The organism is Aromatoleum evansii (assembly GCF_012910805.1).
GTDB classification, from domain to species: Bacteria; Pseudomonadota; Gammaproteobacteria; order Burkholderiales; family Rhodocyclaceae; genus Aromatoleum; species Aromatoleum evansii.
Genome location: NZ_WTVK01000023.1, coordinates 1 through 23,782, shown reverse-complemented (window position 1 = coordinate 23,782; position 23,782 = coordinate 1). Strand labels below are relative to the sequence as shown.

The following is a 23,782-nucleotide window of genomic DNA, read 5'->3' as shown; positions in this document are numbered from 1 at the left end:
GGTCAGAGCCGGGGTGCGGATTGGTCGGGTGACCATTGCCAGAAAGTGTCGCCGTAGTCGCCGCCGAGCGCGGGCATGATCTCGGCCTGCTTGAACCAGCGGCGCGAGTTGGCTTGGGCCGGCGTGAACCACCATCCGGCTTCCGGGCAGGGCTGGCCAGCGGGGACGTTGGGGTGGCGACGTTCGCCGATGTCGTACGCCGCTTCTTCTCCGGGCACGCCCCCGCCGCTGTCGGCTACGCGCTCGACCAGCGTCCACACGGTATCGACCTCGCTGATGTTTTGCCCGGTCTTCGGGTCATAGCCCACCGACGTGGACGTTGCATGAGGCCCCGCGTAGAAGAATTGGGCGCAACTGTCGTCCGCGTCGGGCAGATAAACGCCGGTGACCGTGACCGGTTCGTCGGTGGCGACGCGGACCGCAGGGTTGAGCCGGTAGATGGGCCAGGTCGGCGGGGCATCCAGCGGGCCGCGGCTGTCCAAGTTGTAGCGCGAGGATAAGCTACCCTTGATCCAACCTATAAAAGCGGTAATCGCGATGTTGTCGGCGTAACGACAAGCGAGCTTTCCGGATTCAGAAAATCGAAAGGCGTATAGTTCGGGCATCCACTCATACGTATAGTCTCGTCTCTGACCGGCGAAGGCAGTCGCGACGTTGCCTGCCATCTCGATGGCGGACGGGTCACCGCGCAGCAAGGCGACATGTGCGTCCTCCACCATTCGGAGGGTGTCGCGGAAGTTCGGCAGCACGACGCCGCCCCAGGTGATATCCGGCTGTTGCCAGCGCGGGCGGCTGCGGTAGTCCGGCGGCAGGGTGCGCATGACGTGAGCGAGCGCGTCCTCGGCGACTTGCACGGTCTCGGCGAAGGCGTCGCGCAACTTCCTGAAATAGTCTGCGCTGGTATAGCGTTCGAGCAGGTAGATTTCCTGCGGGATCAGGGGCGTCATGCGATCAGAGCCGGGGTGCGGACTGGTCCGGTGACCATTGCCAGAAAGTCTGCCCATAGTCGCCGCCAAGCGCGGGCATGATCTCGTCGTGCCGGAACCAGCGGCGGCTTCCGGCTTGTGCGGGCGTGAACCACCATCCGGCTTCGGGGCACGGGTGTCCAGCGGGAACGTTAGGGCGCGGCTTCGGAACTGAGCCTTGTGCGGTAGCAATGACCTCCGTGGGCAGTTCGTCTTTCCAGTTCGGGGGCCAGTCGATGGGACCGGTCAAGTCTATGTCCAATATGTCGTCGCCATCCCATGCATCTTCTACGGTGATACGAATGTTCTCTTGAATGTGCAGCATTTGCGCAACAAGCTCGTTCAACCTTTGCCGTTCCGCATCAGACAGTTCTTGATATTCATTTACTCCGGCGTAGTCCATCCCACGGTTGAAATTGTAGGAAATGGTAGTGGTCCAGCCGGTTTCTTTTCCCGCCTTCCATGAGGCTCGTGGAATGGTTCCGGGTTTGGAGACCCGGTCCAGGTTGAAGAATACTGGGCTAATCATGCCTCGGTAATCGCCGGGGTGGCGTTTTTGCAGCGCGGGATCAGACCAATGACGTTTCAAACTCGTAAGATAGTCCTCGTGGAGACGTAACAACTCCTCGTGGTACTCCCACGATCCAAATCTCTGTTTGAGCCATGCCTTGCGCAGCTGCTTTTCTGTTTCCGGTGTCATCGGTATGCAAGTTGTCGTGAGCTTTGGGGGGGAAGAACGGCCCGATCGAGCGGGATGTTCTCGAACAGCAGGCTGTCACCATGAATGATGTTGCCGCGGCTGCCATCCGCATTGACCACCGTGGGATCGTAGTCTCTGAAGTTAGTCGGTTTGCGGTCACTGATGAAGCCGTGCTTCTTGAGAATTTCCATCTGCTTCGGGGCGAAGTAAAGTTGTTCGGAACCTCCCGGTAGATAAAAATTGTCGGGAACGGTTCTGCCCGTGTTCGGGTCGGTGTATTCGTAACGCTGGGAGGCGGCTGGGCCTTCCCAACCCTTGAGCGAAGGATTGTTGGGGTCTTTCGCCAACTCCTGCCACACTGGATGTCCTTTCGGCGGAACGGTTAGCTCGACGTAGCTTCCATCTTTGTTCCAACCCTCCTTGACCGCAGTGCCCGCTCGTAGTTGTCGGCCGTCCTCGGGAAGCTCACGGGTCCAGAACGCCCCCCAGTCCGAATACGGTTCTGCGTCGTGGGCGACGACCCGAACAATTTTGTCGCCGGGGCGAAGGTCGGTCTTGCGTAAATCCGAGAAGGTATCGTAGCTACTTGTTGGACGTCCTTTGAAGTCAGGGGCCGTCAGATCCGGGTAACCCTCTTCGGTAGCGCTGTGATGTTTGCGCCAATCCTTGGCCTTTAGCTGAGGGTTTTCAAGAATGGTCTCCCCCTCATGAAACGGCTTCGCACCAATCGGAATCCCTTTGTTGTTGACGTACTTGAATTCTTGACGGTGCTTGGGAACGTGGAATCGCACGATCCTACGCTCCGGCAGACGACGAGTATTGCCTGGTTCAGGCTTTGCACTGCGACCGCTACCAGGGTGGCGATCGTCCGGAATTGCACGTTTGACCTTCGGTGCCGTCTGGCCGCTGATGATTACATGGTTTGTTTGTGTAGCGGTTCGGAGATCGCCGGCCAGAAGCGCTGCGAGGCGATTGTCCATCTCGGCGAGTGCCAGCGGGATCATCCTGCGGCTCGTGGCGCGTAATTCTTCGAGCTGTTTGATAAGGACGGGGCAATAGGCAATCGCTTGCATCATGCGAGTGCGACCAGGCAGCCAGTGCGGAAGGGAGTCGGGAGACAACTTGCTCAGTCGAGTCTGGAACCCGCGTACCAGGTTCGCCATTCTGTCGATCTGCCCGTTCAGGCCATCGACGACTACCTGTCGGTAGCGGCTGAACTTGATCTCGCCGAGGGCCTTGGCGGCGTTGCCGTAGCCGTGACCCTGCAGAAATTCGAGGACGGCCCGCAGGCCGACCCCACCTTTCTTTACCAGCATGAGAGCCACTGCGCGCAGGAAGCCGCCCAGTTCAGCTCCGACCAAGGCGCCGACGCCCGCCACAACTGCACCGAGGAGCGTGATGATCAGGGGCAGGAGCATCGCGATGAGCAGAATCCACTCGTCGACATCTTTGCGCTTCTCGGGATACTTTGCCAAGCGCACGATGACAGCGATCAGGTCGCGTAAGGTGATGATGCTGCCGACGCCAAGCACAAGCCCGGCCAGCGCGTCGCTGACCACTTGGCTGGTCGATCGGTCGTCTTCCCATTCCCCGAGGACGACGCCGCGCAGCCACTCCCAAGCGTCGCCCAGGCCGTCCCACGTGCGGTCGAGGATTTCTTCCATGATCTGTATTCGCGTTGTTGTTGTATTTCGGTTTCACTGCTTGGGGGAAAGGGGCGGTGCATCCCCAGCGTTGCGATCACCCTTTCATCCAAACATCGACATCCTCGTCTGGTCGCGCCGGCAGCTTGAAGTCCGTGTACGGGCGGATGTCGCTGCCCACGCTGATCTCGATACCACCCGGCTTGACGTTTTCGAGGTGCAGGTAGCCCTGATCGTCGAGGCGGCCGCGGCGTGTGCTGCCATCGGCCAGTCGGGCGATGAATTCGGCACCCTTCACCGGTTCTCCGTCGTGATAGGCGTAGCGGAATTCGACGCTTTCCGGGGGAATGGACTCCAAACCGGAGGGCAGGTGAGTAGATGCGGATACACTATTCTCCGGTCCCTCGAACGCATGCCCCGCCCCCTTCACCGAAAACGTTCCCGGGCAGGCGAAGGTGATATCGGCGCCTTCGAGCTTGACCGAACTCTGGCCGGCCTGCAGCACGATGCGCTCCCTGGCGAGGACATGGATCTCGTCGTTCGAGCTGGTGACGCTGACCGACTGGTCGGCGAGGATTTCCATCGCGTCGGTGTGCGCCTGGATCGTCTGGCTGCCGGCCGCGGCGATGCTCTTGATGCCACCGGAGTGGCTGAACCAGCTCGCCCCTTCGCCGACCGTGGCGCTGAAGGTATGTGCGGCTGAAGCCTGAAGATCCTTCTGGGTCGTGGCGTGCAGATGTCCGCCGGCAAACAGCAGGACGCTTGCCGGCGTGGAAAGGCCGATGTCGTCCGGCCCCTCGGTGACGATGAAGGGGCGCGAGAAACGTTCGGCGGGGACGTCCGGCTCGCGGCTGCCGGGGCGTGCCTTGGCGACGTCCTGGCCTCCGACCTTGCCCGTGTAGTGTCCCTCGCGTGCCGCGTCGATGGCATCGATGAAGGCGCTCTGGTTCCTGTTGGCGGCCAGCGGGCGGGCCGATTGCGCCGCAGCCGCGTCGGAAAGGGCTTGCGCGGTGTGTTCGGCGCCCCGCAGCTGGCCGACCGCCTCGGCGACGTCCATCTGCGTCGATGCGCCATTCGGGCGGGCGGTGGAGGAGATCAGCATGCCATCGCCTGCGCGCAGGGCCAGCCAACCGTCGCTGCGCAACTCGAGGCCGGCGCCGCGCCAGGGGCCGCGCGAGGAGGTGTGCGGCGCCTGTTCGACCAGATGGCCGAGCGACAACTGCGATGTCGCGTGACTGCTGGCGAGCCGGGTACGCAGCTGTCCGGGCGTGTCGTCGGCGAGCCACTGATTGACGTCCTGTCCCCCGCCTGCATGGGTGTCGCTGCTCCAGCCCGAGATGACGCCGGGGTGGTTGGTGGCGCTCGCTTCGCCCGCGCTGAAGGGTGGCAGGTCGGTGCCGCCATAGAGCTGTCCGACGACGAGCGGGCGGTCGATGTCGCCGTCGACGAAATCGACCAGCACTTCGGTGCCGGTCCGCGGCAGGAAGTGACTCCCCCAGTCGGGGCCGGACAGCCATTCGGCTACGCGCACCCAGGTGCCGCTGCGTTCATCGCCGGGCGCGTGTTCGTCTCCCGTCGCCTGCCCCGCGTTCGCAAGACCGCCCGGGTTGGGCCGTTCGCCACGTTGCCAGTGGAACTGGATCCTGACGCGGTGATCGCGATCCGTGCTCAGGGCGGCGCCTGCCTCTCCGACCACGAGCGCGGTTTCCGGGTGTGCGGCCGGTTTGCTGCGCGGCATGGGCAGCACGGGGGCCGCTGCGGGCTGCAGGACGAATTCGTTGCGGTAGCTGCCGCGCTCGATGCCATTGGCGGGCAGGAGTGCCGTGGCGCCGCTGCCGAGATTGTTCGCAGCCCGGTGCTCGACGCTGAGGACGGCAAAGTTCGCGTTGTCGCCGGCGAACTGCGCATGGCCTTCCAGCACGAAATGGCTGCCAGCGGCCAGGCCGCGCACGCTGCCATGCCCGCTCAGGCGCCGGTAGCGGGCCTCATGCCCGGCAAGGGCGATATCGGCGTGCTCCGCCGCCGCAGTCTCTGCGTCGAAGCGGCAGGCTCCGCTGCCGTCATGGTCCTCCAGAGGGGGCAGGTCCGTGTGGTCGATGCTGTTGCGGGCCTGCGCGGCCGTTGCGACCAGCGTGCGGTAATCCCAGGAGCTGCGGCTGACGGCATTGGCGCCGACGCGATGTTGTTCCGCCAGCGACTGGATGGTGTCGTCGGTCTCGGTGGCGTCGGCACGGTGGAAGCGGATGCGATCCTGAAGCGTCGATCCAGGTGCGGCATGATGGTCGAAGAGGACGATGCAATGCCGTGCGCGTTCCGCGGCAGTGTCGCCCTGCGGCGTCTGTTCGTGTTCGAAGCGGAAGGAGATGCCTTCTTCCGCGAGCAGTCGCAGGAGAAAGTCGAGATCGCTCTCGCGGTGCTGGATGCAGAGACTGCGCCGGCGCAGCGTCCGGGTGACGTCGAAACGCCAGTTCGCGTGCATCCGGTAGCCTGCGAACACGGCGTCGCACAAGCCGCGCAGGTCGAGATCCTGGTACACGCGGCTGCGTCGCCCCTGGGCGAGCAGCGCGAGCCAGGGGTCGAGCGTCAGGCGGTAGCGCGCGAGTCCGCCGTCGCTTCCGAGTGGCGCCGAGTGGGTACAGTAGCCGTGCCAGGTCCGCAGGTTTCCATCGGCGAGGCGCAAGCGCAGCGCGAACTGCGTGCCGAGCAGGTCGGACGGGGGGAGGTAGGCATTCGTCGCGATGCAGTCGACATCGAAGCGGAACAGTTCATTGACGGCTTCGCGTCCCGTCATGCTCTCGACGAGCAGCGGCGCCGGTACCGTCGAACGGATCTCGATCAGCCGCGAATGCTGGGACAGCAATGCCTCGAAATCGGTGCCTGGCATCGCGTTCAAGGCAGGGTGATGGTGATGTGGGGACGCTTCGCGGCAAGCTTGATGATGTCGCGATATCCGGCGAGGGTTGCCTGCGTTTCGTGGGCAAGGTGGGTGCGGATGCCCGTGTACGCGACCAGCGCGCTGAATGCCACCACCGCGACCGTGACCCATGCGGGCAAGCTGCGCCGAAGTTCGTGTGCAATGCTGTCGGGGCGGGCGCCGTGAGGGGCGAAACTCGCCTTGCGGCCCTTGATGTGGGCGATCTGCTCCCCGAGACGGGCCGTCAGGTAAGCGAGCTTCTCGGGGCCTTCGAGCAGGTACTTGCCGCGGAAGCCGAGGAGCAGGCACATGTGGAACACCTCCAGTGCCTGTATCCGCCGCGCGCCGGCGTCGCGGGCGGCGCCAAGCTTGTCGAAGAAGTATTCGCCGGCGAGCTGGTCGCCGAACAGGCTCAGCTGCAGCGGGCGGCGTTCCCAGTCGTCACGGATGGACAGGCGCGAGGACAGGATGGCCTCGTCGACGGTTGCGCAGAAGGCGTACTTCGCATCGAAGATATCCTCGGGCGCGAAGTCCTGTTTCTTGGCCTGGCGCTCGAACTCCCCGAGGAAGGCCGTGACGCTGTCGGAGAATTCCCGGGCCTCGCGGGGCGTCTTGTTGTTCTTGAGCAGGAACACCATGTAGAACCCTTCGTACAACAGGTCTGCGAGCGTGGTCCTGACGGTGGGGGGCGAGTGCGGCCCCGACATGGGGGCATTCTCGGCAAAGATCGACGGATTCGCGTTCATGAGTTGACTGCAATGAGCTCGAGCTTGAGTTCGGGGTAGCCGGTGGGCGTGTAAATGGTGATGCTGCGTGCCTTGAGCATGCGTTCGTACAGCGGGCCGTGGGGGTCCAGGCTGAAGTAGCAGGCCCCGGGGCGCACCGGGATGGCGGGCGGAACCTGGGCGCAATGCGTGAGCGGCACGCCGCCCATGGCAGAAAGCACCAGCTTGTCGACGTCGTCGGGCGCGCCGGCCTTGAAGCGTGCGGGTACCGACTCGATGATCTCCGACAGCGGCAGCGTTGCGGACACGGCGAGGAAGAAGCGGGTGTCCTGCGTGATCTTGTCCGAATCGATGCGGCCCAGATGGAACGACGGTTTCTGCTCGTCCAGGTTGATCGCGAAATAGCGCGTCGAGATCACGGTTTCCAGAAGGTTGCGCAGTATCCCGTCGATCTTCGCGAAGCACGAGGAAGGCCGTGCATGCTCGTAGGCTGGCAGGTCGGCGAGGGTGTGCGTCTTGGAGAAGGTCATCAGCCCGCCCGCGAGGCGCAGCAGTTCCTGGTACAGGCGCTCGGGATGGAGCGACGGATTCCAGTGGATGTGACCGAGTGCCGCGAAGGCGCTGCTCGCCGTATGCAGCAGCCAGAAGGATGCGATATCGCCCGAGCGGAATTCGATGACGTTCTTCGACGGCTCGCGGTGGAAACCGTACAGGGCGTCGACTTTCGCCTGGAGTGAATCGAGCAGGCGCCGCAGCATCAGGTGCAGGGCAGGGGCGCCGTCCACGCGCAGGCTCGGCGCGATGAAACCCGGGTCGACCTCGTAGCCGTTGGTTGTGGTCCTGCGGAGGCGAACGAGTGGAAGCGTCAGGTATTGATCGGGCGCCTGTGTGCCTGCGATGAGGCGTGCCTGCTTGCGCAGCACGCCGAGCTCGGCCTCGACCGCATCGGTGAACAGGTCGGGCACCTGGCAGGTGTCGAGCACATACCGACAACCGCCCGGGTTGCTGTCGCCCGCGTCGTAGTTGTTGCCGAAGTCGCGCAGGTGATGGAGCGCCAGATGGAGTTCGACCTGTCCTGCGCCCCAATCGAGCTGATCCAGCGCAAGAGGCGCTGGCAGGCGGTCCTCGCCCGGTGCGAGATAGATCTCTCCGTCGGGCAGTACCACGTCGAGACGGTCGATGCGCAAGGACCCGTTCGCCAGCGCGTCACGATCCAGTTCGAGCGCACGAACGCCCCAGGCGAACGGCTCCGCGGTGAGCATGGCCCTGCGGATGCCCGTCTCGTGACGTGCATCCTGCTGCTGAAAGTGCTGCGGGCGAAGGAAGAGTCCTTCGCCCCAAAGGATCTTGGGGGGTGTCACGGTGTTGTGCGCTTCCTTGGTCAGGTACAGCGGACGCCCGACAGCGAACGGGCGGAAGCTGTTGTTGCGGGTTGGGCGAACTCCCCGGCCCCGGCCGTCATCGCACAGGCGTGGAAGGCGACCGCGATGCCGGTCTCCTGCGACGCCTCGCGATCGAAGGCCAATTTCCAGCGATTTGCCGCGGGGCGATGGAACTGTGCGGTGATGCCAATGACTTTGACATGGTCGGGCACTTGCTCCTCGAACCGGTAGGTCTTGCCTGGCAGCAGCGTCAGTTCGCGCACTGTCACCAGGTCATCCTGCAGCATGTTGCGCTCGGCTTCGGGCGTGCTGGCCTGTGCGTAGGTGAGACGGGCGAAGGCCGTGTTGCTGCGCAATTGGTAGATGCGCACGACGAGTGCGAGCGCGTCGCCCTTCCGGGTGGCATTGGTCGCAGGGCCGGTCGAAAGGGTCATCGCGACCGGGTGTACCGCCTCGGCGGCGGGCCGCTCGTCGGCCTTCTTCAGTCCGGCCGCTTCAAGTGCAACGCCCGCCACGGTTCCGGCGAGCTGTAGCGCCGACACGGTCGAGCAGCCAGTCGCCATGGCGAACAAGATGGCGGTCAGTACGACACGTACGGGGGCGCTCAAGAATCCCGTGGGCGCACGGTCAGGTAGCGTTGTGGACGCATATAGCATAAAAAATAATGCCAGAAGATTGCATTTTGTGACGATGCAAATGTACTATGCCGGGCTTTGCGGCGCAATGCCGGTATGTCAAATCAATAATTCGGGGTTGGTGATGAAGATCGGAATTCCAGGAAAGGCAGCAGTTCTGGCGATGGCTGTGCTTGTTACGGGCTGCGCATCGACGCCGCAGAAGATGTCCCGGGACGACTACTCGCAGTACCTGAAGACGACCACGGTGCAGGTCGATCAGCTGCTCGCGGAGAGCAAGCGGGACGAGGCGGTGGGGCTGCTGGCAAAGGCGGCCGAGCTCGGTCCGGAGTCGAAGGAGCCATGGGTGCGAATCGCGCGGATCCAGTTCGATGGGGGCAAGTACGGCGAAGCGATCGTCGCGGCGGGAGAGGTCCTGCAGCGCGATCCGGCAGATCGCGTGGCGAAGAGCGTGCGTGCCGTGAGCGGATTGCGTGTGGCGACGGAATCCCTGGCCGATCTGCGCAACGACACCGAGATGACGGGCTCCGCGCGCGGCGATGCGGTCGCGCTGGCCAAGGTCATGCGCGAATCGCTCGGCGAGTCGGTGCTGATTCCCCCGCCCACGCCCGAAGAGCTCGAGGCGCGCCGGCTGGAGGAGGAGCGCGAGAGGAGTCTGAAGCAGAAGCCGAAGGCCAAGCCGAAGGCGCGCGTGAAGAAGGTCTTGCCCGCAGCCAGCGCCGGGCAGGAGCCGACAGCGACTGCTGCAAACGGTTCCGGGCCGTTCGGTGCGCTGAAGTAAGAAGCACCGACGGGGCGGCGCACGGTGCGCCGGTGACTTGCCAGGAGGCTATTGTGTCCAGGAAGGAAAGTATTCAGAAGCGTCTGCAGAAGGTCAGGCCGCCGCGTGTGCAGCTCACCTACGACGTGGAAAAGGGTGACGCCGTCGAACAGAAGGAGTTGCCCTTCGTGGTCGGTGTGCTCGGGGACTTCGCCGGGCAAAGCGAAGGTGGCGAGGCAAAGCTGCGTGACCGGAAGTTCGTCGGGATCGATGGCGACAATTTCGATGACGTGATGGACGCGCTCGCGCCGCGTGCCGCATTTCGTGTCAAGAACCGTTTGTCCGAGCAGGGCGGCGAGCTTGCCGTGGATCTCACGTTTCGGAGTTTCGAGGATTTTCGCCCCGAGTCGGTCGCGCGCCAGGTCGAGCCGCTGCGCAAATTGCTCGAAGCACGTGCGCGGCTCGCGGAGCTTCGCAACAAGCTCGCAGGAAACGAGAAGCTTGACGACCTGCTGAGCGACGTGCTCAGCAACACGGAGAAGCTGCGCTCCATCGGTGCGACGACCCCCTCGGCTGATTCGGGGGGCGAGCGATGAGTGCGCTGCCGCAAGCATCCGCCAATGCGGAAGTGGTCGGGGGCGACATTCCGCTCCTGGATCGCATCATCGAGGAGAGCCGTGTCGCCCGCTCGGAGTCCGAGCGCAGCCATGCGCGGGACATCATCGGCGAACTGGCGCGGCAGGTCCTGGAAGGCGAGGTCGTCGTGTCCGAGAACCTCTCGGCGTCGCTCGACGCCAGGCTTTCCGATCTGGACCAGCTCATCTCGGCGCAGCTCAGCGAGGTGATGCATGCCGCGCAGTTCCAGGCGCTGGAGAGTGCCTGGACCGGGCTGCATTACCTCTGTCGCCAGACCTCGACCGGCACTCAGCTGAAAATCAAGATGATGAACGCGACCAAGCGCGATCTCGTCAAGGATTTCAAGACCGCGATCGAGTTCGACCAGAGCGCGCTCTTCCGAAAGGTGTACGAGGAGGAGTTCGGCACCTTCGGTGGCTCGCCCTTCGGGGTCCTGCTTGGCCAGTACGAGATGACGCGCCAGCCCGAGGACCTCTACCTGCTCGAGCAGATGTCGCATGTTGCCGCTGCGGCGCATGCACCTTTCATCACCGCGGCTTCACCCGAGCTGTTCGGTCTCGAATCCTATGTCGAGCTGAGCCGGCCGCGTGACCTGTCGAAGGTGTTCGACACCGTGGAGTATGCGAAGTGGAAATCCTATCGCGACTCGGAGGATGCGCGTTACGTCGGTCTCACGCTGCCGCGTTTCCTTGGCCGCCTGCCGTATAACCCGATCGACGGAACGACGACCGAGGGATTCAACTTCGTCGAGGACGTCGACGGCGCGGACCACTCGAAGTACCTGTGGTGCAACGCGGCCTTTGCCTTTGGGGCGCGCCTCACCAATGCTTTCGAAAATCATGGATGGTGCGCGGCGATCCGCGGCGTGGAGGGGGGCGGCCTGGTCGAGGATCTGCCGGCGCACACCTTCCGCACCGGCGAAGGCGAGGTGGCGCTGAAGTGCCCGACGGAGGTTGCGATCACCGACCGGCGGGAAAAGGAACTCAGCGATCTTGGCTTCATCCCGCTCGTCCACTGCAAAAACACCGACTACGCGGCGTTCTTCGGTGCGCAGTCGACCCAGAAGGCACGCCGTTACGACACGGATGCGGCCAACGCCAACGCGTCACTTTCGGCGCAGCTGCAGTACATCTTTGCCGTGTGCCGCATCGCGCATTACATGAAGGCGATGATGCGCGACAAGATCGGCAGCTTCGCCAGTGCCGCCAACGTCGAGATGTACCTGCAGCGGTGGATCGACCAGTACGTTACCGCAGACGACACCGCTTCGCAGGAAACCAAGGCGCAGTTTCCCCTGCGCGAAGCCTCCATCGAGGTGGACGAGGTTCCCGGACGCCCCGGCGTCTATCGCGCGGTCTCGTTCATCCGTCCCCATTTTCAACTCGACGAACTCTCCGTTTCGCTGCGGCTGGTCGCCGAACTGCCGCAGTCCGGCAAGGCCTGATTGTTCGACTAATTCAAGGAGCTGAAGGCAATGAAGGATATCTACATCGAATTCAAGGGTAGCGACCTCAAGGGCGACTCGCGCGACACCAAGCACAAGGACCAGGTCGAGGTGTACTCGTGGTCGCACACCATCCGTCAGCCGAAGTCGGCCACCGCGTCGAGCGCCGGCGGGCACACCGCCGAGCGCTGCGAACACGGCGAGATGATCTTCGTGAAGGATATCGACGGAGCCAGCCCCAAGCTTTACCAGGCCTGCTCCTCCGGACTCATCGTCAACGACGCGATCATCTACTTCTACCGTGCGTTCGGCGGCAAGAACACGACCGGAAATCCGAGCGGCACGCAAAACCGGCACCAGTACCTGAAGGTCGAACTCAAGAACGTGCTGATCTCTTCGGTGTCGCCGTCGGTGTCGAGCGAGGGCATTCCGACCGAAACCTTCGCGCTGAAGTATTCGGCGGTGAAGTGGACCTACGACGAGCTCAATATCGACGGCAACAAGTCGGGCAAGGTGAACATCCAGGGTGCCTGGAACCTCGCGAAGAACGCTCCGAGCCTGACCTGAACCGTCCGGAAGTCGCGTGGGGCCCGGGGGCTGCCCGGGCTGCGCCGTCATCATGAAAGGGTTCGAACCCACCTTCTTCGACAAACTGTTCGACGACAGCCCTGCCGGCCCCGCCCGGCCCGTTCTGTCGCTCGAGCAACTGAAAGACTCGGTTGCCCGAGATCTTGAAGCCCTTCTCAATGCGCGTACGACCGTGGATGAATCTCTGGCCCTGTACCACCCCGAAGCGGCCAGATCGCCGCTCACGTACGGGCTGAGGGATTTCGCGGCCATGAGCCTGAACAATCCGCACGATCGCGCGGCGATCTGCCAGTCGATCGAGACGGCGATCGCCCGTCACGAGCCGCGGCTGCGGGATGTCGAAGTCCGGATCGAGCTGGATCGCCGCTCGGTCAATGCACTGTACTTTTCGATCAAGGCCCTGCTCGTAGTCCGTCCTGCCCGCGAGCCGGTCAATTTCGACGCCTTGTTGCAGCCGACGACCCTTCTCTACTCGGTGAATCGGCAGGCTCCGCGCAGCGGCCAGAATTGAAATGGAAGACCTCCTTCCCTATTACGAGCGCGAGCTTGCGTTCCTGCGCGGCAATTCCCGCGAGTTTGCCGAACGCTATCCGAAGATCGCTGCGCGACTGCTGCTGAACGGCGAGGGATGCGACGATCCGCACGTCGAGCGGATGATCGAATCCTTCGCGCTGCTGTCGGCCCGTATATCGAGGAAACTCGAGGACTCGTATCCGCTATTCACCGAGGCCCTCCTGCAGGTCCTGTATCCGCATTACCTGCGCCCCTTCCCCGCCTGTTCGATTGCACATTTCGACGGCGGGGACGGGGCGTCGCAACTTTCCCGGCCTGCGGCGCTGCAGCGGGGAACGGAACTGCGGTCGCGGGCGGTGAATGGCGTCTCCTGCCGGTTCCGCACCGCATGGCGGGTGGAGCTGTTGCCGCTGCGCGTCGATGAGCTCCGCTTCGAGCCGGTTGCGAACATTCCGGCGGCCGTGCGCGCGCCGCTTGGCGTCTCGGGGATGCTGTCGTTGCGGTTTGCGGTTCAGGGAGGCGGTGGCGCGCTGGGGGGCATCGAACGGGTGCGCCTGTACATCGATGCGGAACCGTCTGTCGCAGCCGCGCTGCGCGATGCGCTGTTCCTGCGCGTTCTGCGGACGTGGGTGGAAGACGCGAGTGGTACCTGGCATCGGGTCGAGGGACCGGTGATCGGGGAGGTCGGTCTGGCGGCCGATGAGGCGCTGGTCGATTTTCCAGACAACGCCCATGATGCCTACCGTCACCTGACGGAGTACTTCGCCTTTCCCGAGAAGTACAACTTTTTCGATCTGCTTCTCACCCGCCTGCCGGGCGTTGCCCGCGGCGGAGGGGCGCTCCGTGTCCATTTCGCACTCAAGGACGTGCGGCCGGACGGAGAGATCGCCCGGCTTCTGGGCGGATTAGGCGGTGATTCCCTCAAGCTGGGCTGCGTGCCGGTGGTCAACCTGTTCCAGCGGCCCGGCGATCCGATCCGCCTCACGGGGCGCACGTCGACGTATCCCGTGGTCGCAGACGGACGTCAGGCGCATGCTTACGAGGTCTATTCGATCGACGCGGTCAGCCGCGTGAGTCGCAGGCCGGACGGCGAGGCGCAGACTGAATATCGCCCATTCTTTTCCCTGCGTCATGGCGAATCGCCCGGTCGGGATGGCCATTACTGGCACGCGCAACGCGACGCGCGCGTGGCGGAGCGCAGCCCCGGCTACGAGACTGCGCTAACGATCGTCGATGCCGGCTTCGAACCGCTCCAGCCCGGCACGGACATCCTGAGCGTAGCGCTCACATGCACCAACCGTGATCTTCCGGCGCGGCTCGCGATCGGCCTCGAGGGCGGCGACCTCCATGTGGAAGGCGGAGGCGCGGTACGAACGATCCGGCTCTTGCGCGTGCCGACGCTGTCGTGCCGCTTCAGTCATGAGCGTGACGGACTGTGGCGCCTGATCTCTCACCTGTCGCTGAATCACCTTTCCCTGACCGGCAACGGCCTCGCAGCCTTCAAGGAAATGCTCGGACTCTATGACGTGCGCCGCACGCCGGTGTCGCGACGCCAGATCGACGGGATCCGGGGCATCGAGCAGCGGGAGAAGACCTGCTGGATGGCCGGGCGCCCCTTCGCAAGTTTCGTTCGAGGGATCGAGGTGCGCCTGACGGTCGACGAGGACAGTTTCGTCGGCGCCGGTCTCGATGTCTTCGCGCGGGTTATCGATCGCTTTCTCGGTCTTTATGTGCAGTTGAACAGTTTCGTTCAGCTCGTGCTTGTATCGGTCAGGACAGGGGAGGAGCTCGTTCGATGCGAGCCACGCTCGGGCGATTCGATCCTGGTGTGATCGAGCAGCTCGTCGAGGCGCCGTACCGGTTTGAGTTCTTTCAGGCCGTACGTCTGCTCGATGGCCTGTTCCGTGGCGAGAACTCAGGGCGCCGGCACGGCGCCGATGTGCTGTCGGAGCGCATCCGTTTCCGCAACACCCTGCATCAGGGCTTCGCTCCCGCCGAGATCGAAGCCCTCGATGCGTGGCCGGACGACGCCGACGGCAACGACGGCCCGCAGCGCTGGCGCAAGGTCGAGATCACCCCTTACGCGATCGGGCTGCTCGGCGTGCATGGCGCCTTGCCCGCCCACTACACCGAGCGCATCTCGGAGCGCGAGCGCGTACACCGCGACCGTGCGGCGCGTGCCCTGCTAGATATCTTTGCCAATCGTGCGGTCGCGCAGTTTTACCTCGCATGGAAGAAGTACCGCCTGCCGCTCCAGTACGAGAGCGACCGCCGCAACCGCTTCCTGCCGCTGGTGCTGGCGGTGGCGGGGCTTGGTTTCGATGCCCTACGCGAGCGGATGCGCGACGGCCCTGGGCGGATCGAGGACGAGGCGATTGCCCGCGTGGCGACGCTCCTGTCGCAGCGACCCTTGTCGGCGCGGGCGCTCGAACGCATTCTCGCCGGGCATTTCCGCGTACCGGTGCGCGTCGAGCAGTTCGTCGGAGCGTGGTATGCACTGCCCGACGATCAGCGCACCACCCTCGGTGGACGCAATGCCCTGCTCGGACTTACCGCCCTGTCCGGCGAACGGGTGTGGCAGCGCAACCTGAGGGTAAGAATCCACCTGGGGCCGCTTGCAGCGGCCGATTACCACGCATTCCTTCCCGGCGGCGAATCGGCAGCAGCCCTCGCAAAGTTGCTGCAGCTGGCGACCGGGCACCAGTTTGAATATGAAGTCCGGCCTTGCCTGCGTGCCGCGGATGTCCGTGCTGCGGCGCTCGGGGCCGCCATGAGCCCGCGTCTCGGGCGCGATGCCTTCCTTGTCTCGCGCCTGTCCGGCCGCGACCGGGACGATGCCGTCTATTCTCCCGGCGCGTGCCATTGAGCAACGCTTTCCCCATCCTGTCTCCGCTCCCATGAGTACATCCCTCAAGACCCTGATCTGCAAGCTCAACACGATTTGTCGCGGTGCCGTCGAGCGTGCCGCCAACCTGTGCATGGCGCACGGCCAGTATGAAGTCGACCTCGAGCACGTATTGCTTGCGTTGTGCGAGCGGCCGGCGAGCGACTTCGCGGCCGTCCTCGCGCGAAGCGGCGTCGGGATCCCGGCCGTCCGGCGCGATCTCGAGCGCGAGGTCGGCCGCCTTCGCAGCGGCAACGACCGCACGCCGGTCTTCTCGCCACGGCTGCAGCTTCTCCTGGAGCAGGCCTGGCTGATCGCATCGCTCGATGGGCGTTTGCCGCGCATCCGCTCCGGGCACCTCCTGCTGGGGATGCTGACCGAGTCCGGGCTGGCGCAGCTTGCCCTGCGTGCTTCGGCGCAGTTCGGTCGCGTGCGTGTTGACGAGCTCAAGCACAACTTCGACGAGGTCACGGCGGAGTCCGAGGAGTCGCGCGAGGTCGGCGGGGCAGGGCAGGGTTCCGAACCGGCCTCGGGAGAGGACCAGGAGGCGTCGGTCATCGACGGTCAGCGCGAGAACCCTGCACTGGAACGCTACACGACCAATCTCACGCGGAGCGCGCGCGAAGGAAGGCTCGATCCGGTGATCGGGCGCGACGCCGAGATCCGCCAGGTCATCGACATCCTGATGCGGCGGCGGCAGAACAACCCCATCCTGACGGGCGAGGCCGGGGTGGGCAAGACCGCCGTCGTCGAAGGTCTGGCGCAGCGCATTGCCGCGGGTGATGTTCCCGAGGCGCTGCAGGGTATCGAGTTGCATGTGCTCGACATGGGCTTGCTGCAGGCCGGCGCGAGCGTCAAGGGCGAGTTCGAGAACCGCCTGCGTGGCGTCATCGACGAGGTGCGTTCGAGCCCGGTGCCGATCGTGCTCTTCATCGACGAGGCTCACACGATCATCGGTGCCGGCGGGCAGGCGGGGCAGAACGATGCGGCGAATCTCCTCAAGCCGGCCCTCGCGCGCGGCGAGTTGCGTACCGTCGCGGCGACGACCTGGGCGGAGTTCAAGAAATACTTCGAAAAGGATGCGGCGCTCGCGCGCCGCTTCCAGGTCGTGAAGGTCGAGGAGCCGTCCGAAGACGTCGCATCGGCGATGTTGCGGGGCATCGTGCCCCTGATGGAGCGGCATTTCGGCGTGCGTGTGCTGGACGAGGCAGTGACCGAGGCGGTGCGCCTGTCGCACCGCTACGTCAGTGGCCGGCAGCTTCCGGACAAGGCGATCAGCGTGCTCGACACCGCGTGCGCCCGGGTGGCGTTGTCGCACAGTTCCGTGCCGGGTCGCATCGACGACGCGGACAAGATGCTCGCGCGCCTGCGCGCCGAGGCCGCCGCGCTGGAGCGCGAGGCGCAGGACGGCGCCCTGCATTCGAAGCGCCTGAACGCGATTGGAGGGCAGATTGAGGCCGTGGAGGCGGAGTTGCAGGACCTGCGCGCGCGTCACGAGCGGGAAAAAGCGCTGGTGGCACAGATCGGCGACCTGCGGGGGCGTCACCGCGGCGAATCTGTCGTGGATGCGTCGGAGCGGTCCTTGCAGTCGCTTTCCGACGAGTTGAGGGCCATGCAGGGGGAAGATCCGATGGTGCCGCTCGAGGTCGATGGCAACGTCGTCGCCGGGATCATCTCGGCGTGGACCGGTATCCCGCTCGGCAGGATGGTCAAGGACGAAATCACCACGGTGCTTCAGCTCAAACCGTTGCTCGAGGAGCGCGTGATCGGCCAGTCCCATGCGCTGGATGCGATCGCGCAGCGCGTTCGCACCGCGCGTGCGAATCTGGAGGATCCCGACAAGCCCAAGGGCGTGTTCCTGTTCGTCGGCCCCTCGGGCGTCGGAAAGACCGAGACTGCCTGCGCACTCGCGGACATTCTATACGGCGGAGAGCGCAAGCTCGTGACGCTCAACATGAGCGAGTATCAGGAGGCGCATTCGGTTTCAGGCCTGAAGGGCTCGCCGCCGGGCTACGTGGGTTACGGCGAAGGGGGCGTGCTGACCGAGGCGGTACGGCGCAATCCCTATTGCGTGGTGTTGCTGGACGAGGTCGAGAAGGCGCATCCGGACGTCCTGGAGCTCTTCTTCCAGGTGTTCGACAAGGGCGTGCTCGATGACGCGGAGGGCAGGGAGGTCGACTTCCGCAATACGCTCATCATCCTCACCAGTAACGTCGGCTCGAGCCAGATCATGCATGCCTGCCTGAACAAGGCGAAGAAGGAGATACCTTCCGCCGATGAACTCGGTGAGTCCTTGCGTCCGGTGCTGTACCAGAACTTCAAGCCGGCCTTTCTGGGGCGCATGAAGGTGATCCCGTATTACCCGATTTCCGACGAGATGCTCGCCGAGATCATCCGGCTGAAGCTGCGCCGCATCGGCGACCGGGTGGCGGCCAACCACCAGGCGAGCTTCGAGTGGGACGAGAAGATCGTCGATGCGGTGTTGCAGCGCTGCACCGAAACCGACTCCGGGGCACGCAACGTGGATCACATCCTCAACGGCAGCCTGCTGCCCGACATCGCGGAGAGCGCGCTCGTCCGCATGGCCGAAGGTACTGCGATCAACGCGATCAAGGTGAGCGCCGACAAGCGCGGCGCGTTCCGCTATACGGTCCGCTGATTGCTGGACCGACTCGCGGCGCCGCCTGCGCGGCGCCTGCGTTCCGTCCGGAAAGACGAAGGGGTTACATCGTGCGATGTAACCCCTTCGATATGGTGGGCCCCCTGGGAGTCGAACCCAGCACCAACGGATTATGAGTCCGCTGCTCTAACCAGGCATGAGCTAGAGGCCCGTGAACCGATTGTTACCCCGGCGCTTGTCCGGCGCCGAACGACGGGCGCTGCAAGCGGGCGCCCGCCGCAGCGGGCGCAGGGGCGTCAGGCGTCGCTGTCGAGGAAGCTGCGCAGGCGTTCCGAGCGGCTCGGGTGACGCAGCTTGCGCAGTGCCTTGGCTTCGATCTGGCGGATGCGCTCGCGCGTGACGTCGAACTGCTTGCCGACCTCCTCGAGGGTGTGGTCGGTATTCATTTCGATGCCGAAGCGCATGCGCAGCACCTTGGCTTCGCGTGCGGTAAGGGAGTCGAGCACTTCGCTAGTGGCGTCGCGCAGGCTGGAGTACATCGCCGCGTCGGCCGGGGCCAGCGTCGCCTGGTCCTCGATGAAGTCGCCCAGATGGGAATCGTCGTCGTCGCCGATCGGCGTTTCCATCGAGATCGGCTCCTTGGAGATCTTCATGATCTTGCGGATCTTCTCCTCGGGCATCTCCATCTTCTCGGCGAGCGTCGCGGGATCCGGTTCCTGACCGGTTTCCTGCAGGATCTGCCGGCTGATGCGGTTCATCTTGTTGATCGTTTCGATCATGTGAACCGGGATGCGGATCGTGCGTGCCTGGTCGGCGATGGAGCGGGTGATGGCCTGACGGATCCACCACGTCGCATAGGTCGAGAACTTGTAGCCGCGACGGTATTCGAACTTGTCCACTGCCTTCATCAGGCCGATGTTTCCTTCCTGGATCAGGTCGAGGAACTGCAGGCCGCGGTTGGTGTACTTCTTGGCGATGGAGATCACGAGGCGCAGGTTGGCCTCGGTCATCTCGCGCTTGGCGCGGCGCATCTTTGCTTCGCCGGTGGACATCTGGCGATTGATGTCCTTCAACTCCTTGAGCGGAATGCCGATGCGGGTCTGCAGGTCGATGAGCTTCTGCTGCTCCTCGAGCACCGCGGGGTGCACCCGCATCAGGCCTTCGGCGTAGTTCTTGCCGAGCGCGATCTCGTCCTTGAGCCAGTCGAGATCGACTTCCTTGCCGGGGAAGACCTTGATGAAGTGCTGGCGCGGCATGCCCGCGCGGTCGACGCATAGTTGCAGGATCTGGCGCTCGTGGCCGCGTACCTGCTCGACCATGTGGCGTACCGAGTCGCACAGGCGTTCGATCGACTTGGCAGTGAAGCGGATGTTGAGAAGCTCGTCCGAAATCTGCTGCTGCAGCGAAAGGTAGTCCGCGTCCTGCGAGCCACGGTCGGCCAGGGCGGCCATCTTGCGCTCGTTGAGTTCGCGAATGATCGCGAAGCGCGCGAGGGCTTCGTTCTTGAGCTGCAGGAGCGTCGCGGCGTTGGCTGCGGCCTCCTTTTCCTCGGCGTTCTCGTCGTCGTCGTCGCCGACGTCGTCCGCGCCTTCCTCGTCCTCGGCGTCCTCGTCGCCTTCCTCGGCCTCCGACATGGCCGCTTCCGCTTCGGTCGCGGCGGCGTTCGGGTCGATCAGGCCGTCGACGAGTTCGTCGATGCGCATTTCGTCCTGCGCGACCTTGTCGGTGAGCTCGAGCATCTCGACGATGGTGGTCGGGCAGGCGGAGATCGCCTGGACCATGTGGCGCAGGCCGTCCTCGATGCGCTTGGCGATCTCGATTTCGCCTTCACGGGTGAGCAGCTCGACGGTGCCCATTTCGCGCATGTACATGCGCACCGGATCGGTGGTGCGCCCGAATTCGGAGTCGACCGAGGACAGGGCCTGTTCCGCTTCTTCCTCCGCGACGTCTTCGTCCACCGTGCTCGGCACGGCGTCGGACATCAGCAGGTCTTCCGCGGCCGGGGCTTCGTCGAAGACCCGGATGCCCATGTTGTTGAAGGTCGCGATGATGCCTTCGATCTGCTCGGCGTCGGCGACGTCGTCCGGAAGGTGGTCGCTGATCTCGGCATAGGTGAGGTAGCCGCGCTCCTTGCCGAGCGTGATCAGGGTCTTGAGGCGGGTCCTGCGGATTTCGGCGTCGATGGGCCCGAGTTCCGGCCCTTCGGCGATCAGAACGGCCTTGTCCTTGGCCTTGGAGGCTCGTCCTTTGGGGCTATCCTTGCGCGAATCCTTGATTTTTTCGCGGGCCATGGCACTCCTTGAATCGGGCGAAAGATGAGTTGGGTAACCTGCAATTATACTAAACGTCCAGCGGTTTGCGGGCGTTGACAAGGCTCATTTTTTCGAGCAGCAGCTCGGCGAGGCGGTGTCGGTCCATCGGGGAAAGCCCGGATTCGCGCTCCTGTGCGGACAGCGCCGCAATCTCCCGTGCGATCGCGTCGGCGTGGAGTTTGTTCAGGGCATCCTCGAAGAGGATCTCGACGACGGCTTCGTCAAATTCGGTATCGACCAGTTCCCCTGCCACTCGCGCCAAGGTTTCGGCGTGAGCTGTGTCGCGGAACTGTTCGACCAGTGCCCCCAGTCCCGCGTTCATTGCCAGGTCGCCGGTGCTCGACAGGTCAACGATCGCGACCAGCGCCCGGCCTTCCGCGGTGTGGGTCGGGATGAGGTCGACAGGCAGGCGTGCGGCCCATGCGGGATGCTGCAGGACGAGGCGCAGGAGGGTGTTTGCCGCCGAAGGCTGCTGTCGGCGCTGGCGGTTCGAGGTCGGCGCGGGAAAGCCCGACGGGCCACGATCGCGCCGGCCGTCGAATGCGGCTTCGCGCGATTGGCGCACGGTGTTCTGTTGTTTCAGGCCGAACGCCGATTCGACTTCGCCCTGGCTGAATCCGGACGCGTCGGCGATCGCCTTGATGATCTGCAGGCGCAGCATTGGTGCTGCGATGCGTGTGACCAGCGGCTTGGCGTCGTGTACGAGTCGCGCACGGCCTTCGGCCGTATCGAGGGGGCATTCGGCACGCAGTTCGTTGAGCAGGAAGGCGGTCAGCGGCGTGGCGTCGTTTGCGGCCCGGTTGAACGCCTCGGCGCCGTATGCGCGAACGAAGGAATCCGGGTCGTGCTCTTCGGGCAGGAACAGGAAAGCGAGCGTGACGTCGTCGCGCAGCGCCTCGAGTGCAGACTCGAGGGCGCGGCGGGCCGCCTTGCGTCCCGCATTGTCGCCGTCGAAGCAGAAGACGATGCGCTGCGACTGGCGCAGCAGGGTGTTGATGTGGTGCGGAGTGGTCGCCGTTCCGAGGGTTGCGACGGCATTGGCGACGCCGAATTGCGCGAGCGCGACGACGTCCATGTAGCCCTCGACGACAATCGAGTAGCCTGCATCGCGGATCGCCTTCTGCGCCTGGGAAAGCCCGTACAGCTCGCGTCCCTTTTCGAATAGTGGTGTTTCGGGGGAGTTGAGGTACTTCGGTTCGCCTGCGTCCAGGACTCGTCCGCCGAAAGCGATGATGCGTCCGCGGCGATCCTGGATCGGGAACATGATGCGGTTGCGGAAGCGGTCGTAACGGCGTCCGGCGTCGTTTTCGATGACGAGACCGGCGTCGAGCAGGGGCTTTGCGTCGTAGTTGGGGAAGGTGGCGCGCAAGGCTTGCCAGTCGTCCGGTGCGAAGCCGATGCCGAAGCGCGCCGCGATCTCGCCCGATACGCCTCTTCGCTTCAGGTAGTCGATGGCCGCGGGTGCCGACTTGAGTTGCTCGCGATAGAAGCGTGCGGCGGCAGCCATGGCGTCGATCAGTCCGTCATGAGCCGGTACTGATTCAGGGCGGAAGCCGGGGCGGGTTTCCTGGGGAACCTGCAATCCGGCGTAAGAGGCGAGCTCCTTGACTGCTTCCACGAACGACAGCCCGGTGTATTCCATCAGGAAGCCGACGGCGCTGCCGTGCGCGCCGCAGCCGAAGCAGTGGTAGAACTGCTTGCTCGGGCTGACGGAGAACGAGGCGGACTTTTCCCCGTGGAAGGGGCAGCAGGCGAAGTAGTTCGCGCCACTCTTCTTGAGGGTGAGGTGGCGTTCGATGACGTCGACGATGTCGACGCGCGCGAGCAGGTCCTGGATGAACGACTGGGGGATCATGGTTGCCGCCGCCCGTGTCCGGGCGGGCGGTGAGTGCTCAGGCCGAGAGTCTGGCGCGTACCCGGCGCGAGGCTTCCGCCATGTCTGCGCGTCCGGCGAGGCGAGCCTTGAGTTGCGGCATCACGCGGCCGAGGTCGGCAATGCCGGTGGCTCCCGCTTCGGCGATCGCGGCGGCAATTTCGGCGTCCAGTTCGGCGTCGGTCAGCTGGGTGGGCAGATAGGCCGACAGCACCTCGATCTCGAAGCGCTCGTTGGCGGCGAGGTCGGGGCGGTTCGCGGCGTCGTACTGGCTCGCCGAGTCGCGGCGCTGCTTGACGAGCTTTTCGACCGTGGCCAGGACGCCGGCGTCGTCGAGTTCGATCCGGTCGTCGATTTCGCGTTGCTTGATTGCGGCGATGAGCAGGCGCACCGCGGACAGGCGCGCGCTATCCTTGGCGCGCAGGGCGGCCTTCATGTCGTCCTGGATGCGCTGCTTGAGGGACATGGGAAATGCTCCGAATGGAAATGCAAAAGCCACGCCGGGCGCAAGTCGACTGACTTGCGCCCGGCGTGGATGACCGGCTGCTGGATCCAGGTGTGGATCAGTACAGCTTCGGCGGCAGGGTCTGGCTGCGCAGGCGCTTGTGGTTGCGCTTGACGGCGGCGGCCGACTTGCGCTTACGCTCCGCGGTGGGCTTTTCGTAGAACTCGCGGGCGCGCAGCTCGGTCAGCAAACCGGTTTTTTCGATGGTGCGCTTGAAGCGGCGAATGGCGACTTCAAACGGCTCGTTCTCCTTGACGCGGATACCCGGCATTGCGAACTTCCTTGTGTGTCTGGTAGGCGGAAAACGCGGATTATATCCATTTGATCAGAACAAGCCAAGTACAAACTTAGCTTTCCGAGTGCCCGCCCGCTAGAATGGCGCCCTGTCCGATCGGCGAGGCTGCTGGCTGCAAATCATGAGAGTTCTGGGAATCGAAAGCTCCTGCGATGAAACGGGCGTGGCGGTGTTCGACGTCGATGCCGGATTGCTCGGGCACAGCGTGCATTCGCAGATCGATCTGCATGCGACCTATGGCGGCGTCGTTCCGGAGCTGGCGTCGCGTGACCATATCCGCCGCCTGCCCGCTCTGGTGCGGCAGGTGCTTGCGGAGTCGGGCTGCACCCTTGCGCAGATCGATGCGATCGCCTATACGGCGGGGCCGGGGCTGGCGGGGGCTTTGCTG

Annotated in this window: 19 protein-coding genes, 1 tRNA gene and 1 pseudogene; 9 read left to right on the top strand and 12 right to left on the bottom strand. The window is 64.4% G+C overall.

Annotation, left to right across the window (positions count from 1 at the left end; all coding sequences use genetic code 11):
* Window positions 1-2: 2 nt before the first annotated feature.
* The 7 genes from GO615_RS13340 to tssJ form a co-directional block, all read right to left on the bottom strand.
* Entirely contained in the window at window positions 3-947 is a 945-nt protein-coding gene (locus GO615_RS13340) for a hypothetical protein (protein ID WP_169128806.1), read from the bottom strand.
* Between the two features lie 4 nt (window positions 948-951).
* Entirely contained in the window at window positions 952-1,665 is a 714-nt protein-coding gene (locus GO615_RS13335) for a hypothetical protein (protein ID WP_169128804.1), read from the bottom strand.
* Window positions 1,662-3,329, bottom strand: coding sequence for a hypothetical protein (locus GO615_RS13330; protein ID WP_169128802.1), 1,668 nt, complete (start codon window positions 3,327-3,329; stop codon window positions 1,662-1,664). The genes GO615_RS13335 and GO615_RS13330 overlap by 4 nt, the downstream gene beginning before the upstream one ends.
* Before the next feature lie 76 nt (window positions 3,330-3,405).
* A complete protein-coding gene (locus GO615_RS13325) occupies window positions 3,406-6,192 on the bottom strand; it encodes a type VI secretion system Vgr family protein (protein WP_246262274.1) in 2,787 nt (928 codons plus the stop codon).
* A gap of 5 nt (window positions 6,193-6,197) precedes the next feature.
* Entirely contained in the window at window positions 6,198-6,968 is a 771-nt protein-coding gene (gene icmH / locus GO615_RS13320) for a type IVB secretion system protein IcmH/DotU (RefSeq protein WP_169128800.1), read from the bottom strand.
* Window positions 6,965-8,308, bottom strand: coding sequence for a type VI secretion system baseplate subunit TssK (gene tssK, locus GO615_RS13315; protein WP_169128798.1), 1,344 nt, complete (start codon window positions 8,306-8,308; stop codon window positions 6,965-6,967). Before tssK ends, icmH begins: the two co-directional genes overlap by 4 nt.
* Before the next feature lie 20 nt (window positions 8,309-8,328).
* Window positions 8,329-8,892, bottom strand: coding sequence for a type VI secretion system lipoprotein TssJ (tssJ, locus tag GO615_RS13310; RefSeq protein WP_246262273.1), 564 nt, complete (start codon window positions 8,890-8,892; stop codon window positions 8,329-8,331).
* Between tssJ and GO615_RS28630 the strand changes: the two genes are divergently transcribed.
* Genes GO615_RS28630 through tssH form a run of 8 tightly spaced genes read left to right on the top strand, consistent with a single transcriptional unit; the run spans window position 8,891 to window position 18,448 of the window.
* Window positions 8,891-9,745 (top strand): tetratricopeptide repeat protein, encoded by an 855-nt coding sequence (locus GO615_RS28630; RefSeq protein WP_211167095.1) that lies wholly within the window; start codon window positions 8,891-8,893, stop codon window positions 9,743-9,745. The two genes, tssJ and GO615_RS28630, sit on opposite strands and share 2 nt — an antisense overlap.
* Before the next feature lie 53 nt (window positions 9,746-9,798).
* Window positions 9,799-10,320 carry a type VI secretion system contractile sheath small subunit gene (gene tssB / locus GO615_RS13300; protein WP_169128786.1) on the top strand — a complete coding sequence of 174 codons (522 nt, stop codon included), beginning with the start codon at window positions 9,799-9,801 and terminating at the stop codon, window positions 10,318-10,320.
* Window positions 10,317-11,804, top strand: a complete 1,488-nt coding sequence (gene tssC / locus GO615_RS13295) for a type VI secretion system contractile sheath large subunit (RefSeq protein ID WP_169128775.1) — start codon at window positions 10,317-10,319, stop codon at window positions 11,802-11,804. The genes tssB and tssC overlap by 4 nt, the downstream gene beginning before the upstream one ends.
* A 30-nt stretch (window positions 11,805-11,834) precedes the next feature.
* Window positions 11,835-12,371, top strand: a complete 537-nt coding sequence (locus GO615_RS13290) for an Hcp family type VI secretion system effector (RefSeq protein ID WP_169128766.1) — start codon at window positions 11,835-11,837, stop codon at window positions 12,369-12,371.
* A 52-nt stretch (window positions 12,372-12,423) separates the two neighbouring features.
* Window positions 12,424-12,903: a type VI secretion system baseplate subunit TssE gene (tssE, locus tag GO615_RS13285; RefSeq protein WP_169128764.1), complete on the top strand. Its 480-nt coding sequence runs from the start codon at window positions 12,424-12,426 to the stop codon at window positions 12,901-12,903.
* 1 nt (window position 12,904) lies between these two features.
* Window positions 12,905-14,737, top strand: a complete 1,833-nt coding sequence (tssF, locus tag GO615_RS13280; RefSeq protein WP_169128762.1) for a type VI secretion system baseplate subunit TssF — start codon at window positions 12,905-12,907, stop codon at window positions 14,735-14,737.
* The gene (tssG, locus tag GO615_RS13275) at window positions 14,701-15,771 is read left to right on the top strand and encodes a type VI secretion system baseplate subunit TssG (protein WP_169128753.1); all 1,071 of its coding nucleotides are present in this window, start codon (window positions 14,701-14,703) and stop codon (window positions 15,769-15,771) included. Before tssF ends, tssG begins: the two co-directional genes overlap by 37 nt.
* Before the next feature lie 31 nt (window positions 15,772-15,802).
* Window positions 15,803-18,448 (top strand): type VI secretion system ATPase TssH, encoded by a 2,646-nt coding sequence (gene tssH, locus GO615_RS13270; RefSeq protein ID WP_169128751.1) that lies wholly within the window; start codon window positions 15,803-15,805, stop codon window positions 18,446-18,448.
* 93 nt (window positions 18,449-18,541) lie between these two features.
* On the opposite strand, the gene GO615_RS13265 is transcribed toward tssH, so the two are convergent.
* From GO615_RS13265 to rpsU, 5 genes are all read right to left on the bottom strand, one after another.
* Window positions 18,542-18,620: transfer RNA gene (locus tag GO615_RS13265), tRNA-Ile, on the bottom strand.
* Between the two features lie 85 nt (window positions 18,621-18,705).
* Window positions 18,706-20,700, bottom strand: coding sequence for an RNA polymerase sigma factor RpoD (gene rpoD, locus GO615_RS13260; RefSeq protein WP_169128749.1), 1,995 nt, complete (start codon window positions 20,698-20,700; stop codon window positions 18,706-18,708).
* Window positions 20,701-20,749: 49 nt separating this feature from the next.
* Window positions 20,750-22,576, bottom strand: a complete 1,827-nt coding sequence (gene dnaG / locus GO615_RS13255) for a DNA primase (protein WP_169128747.1) — start codon at window positions 22,574-22,576, stop codon at window positions 20,750-20,752.
* Window positions 22,577-22,613: 37 nt separating this feature from the next.
* Window positions 22,614-23,060, bottom strand: a complete 447-nt coding sequence (locus tag GO615_RS13250) for a GatB/YqeY domain-containing protein (protein ID WP_169128745.1) — start codon at window positions 23,058-23,060, stop codon at window positions 22,614-22,616.
* A gap of 97 nt (window positions 23,061-23,157) precedes the next feature.
* Window positions 23,158-23,370, bottom strand: a complete 213-nt coding sequence (gene rpsU / locus GO615_RS13245; RefSeq protein WP_011238288.1) for a 30S ribosomal protein S21 — start codon at window positions 23,368-23,370, stop codon at window positions 23,158-23,160.
* 145 nt (window positions 23,371-23,515) lie between these two features.
* Between rpsU and GO615_RS13240 the strand changes: the two are divergent.
* Window positions 23,516-23,782, top strand: a pseudogene (locus tag GO615_RS13240) (tRNA (adenosine(37)-N6)-threonylcarbamoyltransferase complex transferase subunit TsaD); the annotation flags it as partial.

Coding starts and splice junctions, on each gene's coding strand:
- GO615_RS13335 (WP_169128804.1), bottom strand. CDS start 1,665: ATGACACCGGAAACAGAAAAGCAGCTGCGCAAGGCATGGCTCAAACAG.
- tssF (WP_169128762.1), top strand. CDS start 12,905: ATGGAAGACCTCCTTCCCTATTACGAGCGCGAGCTTGCGTTCCTGCGC.
- rpsU (WP_011238288.1), bottom strand. CDS start 23,370: ATGCCGGGTATCCGCGTCAAGGAGAACGAGCCGTTTGAAGTCGCCATT.
- rpoD (WP_169128749.1), bottom strand. CDS start 20,700: ATGGCCCGCGAAAAAATCAAGGATTCGCGCAAGGATAGCCCCAAAGGA.
- GO615_RS13330 (WP_169128802.1), bottom strand. CDS start 3,329: ATGGAAGAAATCCTCGACCGCACGTGGGACGGCCTGGGCGACGCTTGG.
- GO615_RS13325 (WP_246262274.1), bottom strand. CDS start 6,192: ATGCCAGGCACCGATTTCGAGGCATTGCTGTCCCAGCATTCGCGGCTG.
- tssH (WP_169128751.1), top strand. CDS start 15,803: ATGAGTACATCCCTCAAGACCCTGATCTGCAAGCTCAACACGATTTGT.
- GO615_RS28630 (WP_211167095.1), top strand. CDS start 8,891: ATGGCGAACAAGATGGCGGTCAGTACGACACGTACGGGGGCGCTCAAG.
- GO615_RS13290 (WP_169128766.1), top strand. CDS start 11,835: ATGAAGGATATCTACATCGAATTCAAGGGTAGCGACCTCAAGGGCGAC.
- tssC (WP_169128775.1), top strand. CDS start 10,317: ATGAGTGCGCTGCCGCAAGCATCCGCCAATGCGGAAGTGGTCGGGGGC.
- tssG (WP_169128753.1), top strand. CDS start 14,701: ATGCGAGCCACGCTCGGGCGATTCGATCCTGGTGTGATCGAGCAGCTC.
- GO615_RS13340 (WP_169128806.1), bottom strand. CDS start 947: ATGACGCCCCTGATCCCGCAGGAAATCTACCTGCTCGAACGCTATACC.
- dnaG (WP_169128747.1), bottom strand. CDS start 22,576: ATGATCCCCCAGTCGTTCATCCAGGACCTGCTCGCGCGCGTCGACATC.
- tssJ (WP_246262273.1), bottom strand. CDS start 8,892: ATGGCGACTGGCTGCTCGACCGTGTCGGCGCTACAGCTCGCCGGAACC.
- icmH (WP_169128800.1), bottom strand. CDS start 6,968: ATGAACGCGAATCCGTCGATCTTTGCCGAGAATGCCCCCATGTCGGGG.
- tssE (WP_169128764.1), top strand. CDS start 12,424: ATGAAAGGGTTCGAACCCACCTTCTTCGACAAACTGTTCGACGACAGC.
- GO615_RS13250 (WP_169128745.1), bottom strand. CDS start 23,060: ATGTCCCTCAAGCAGCGCATCCAGGACGACATGAAGGCCGCCCTGCGC.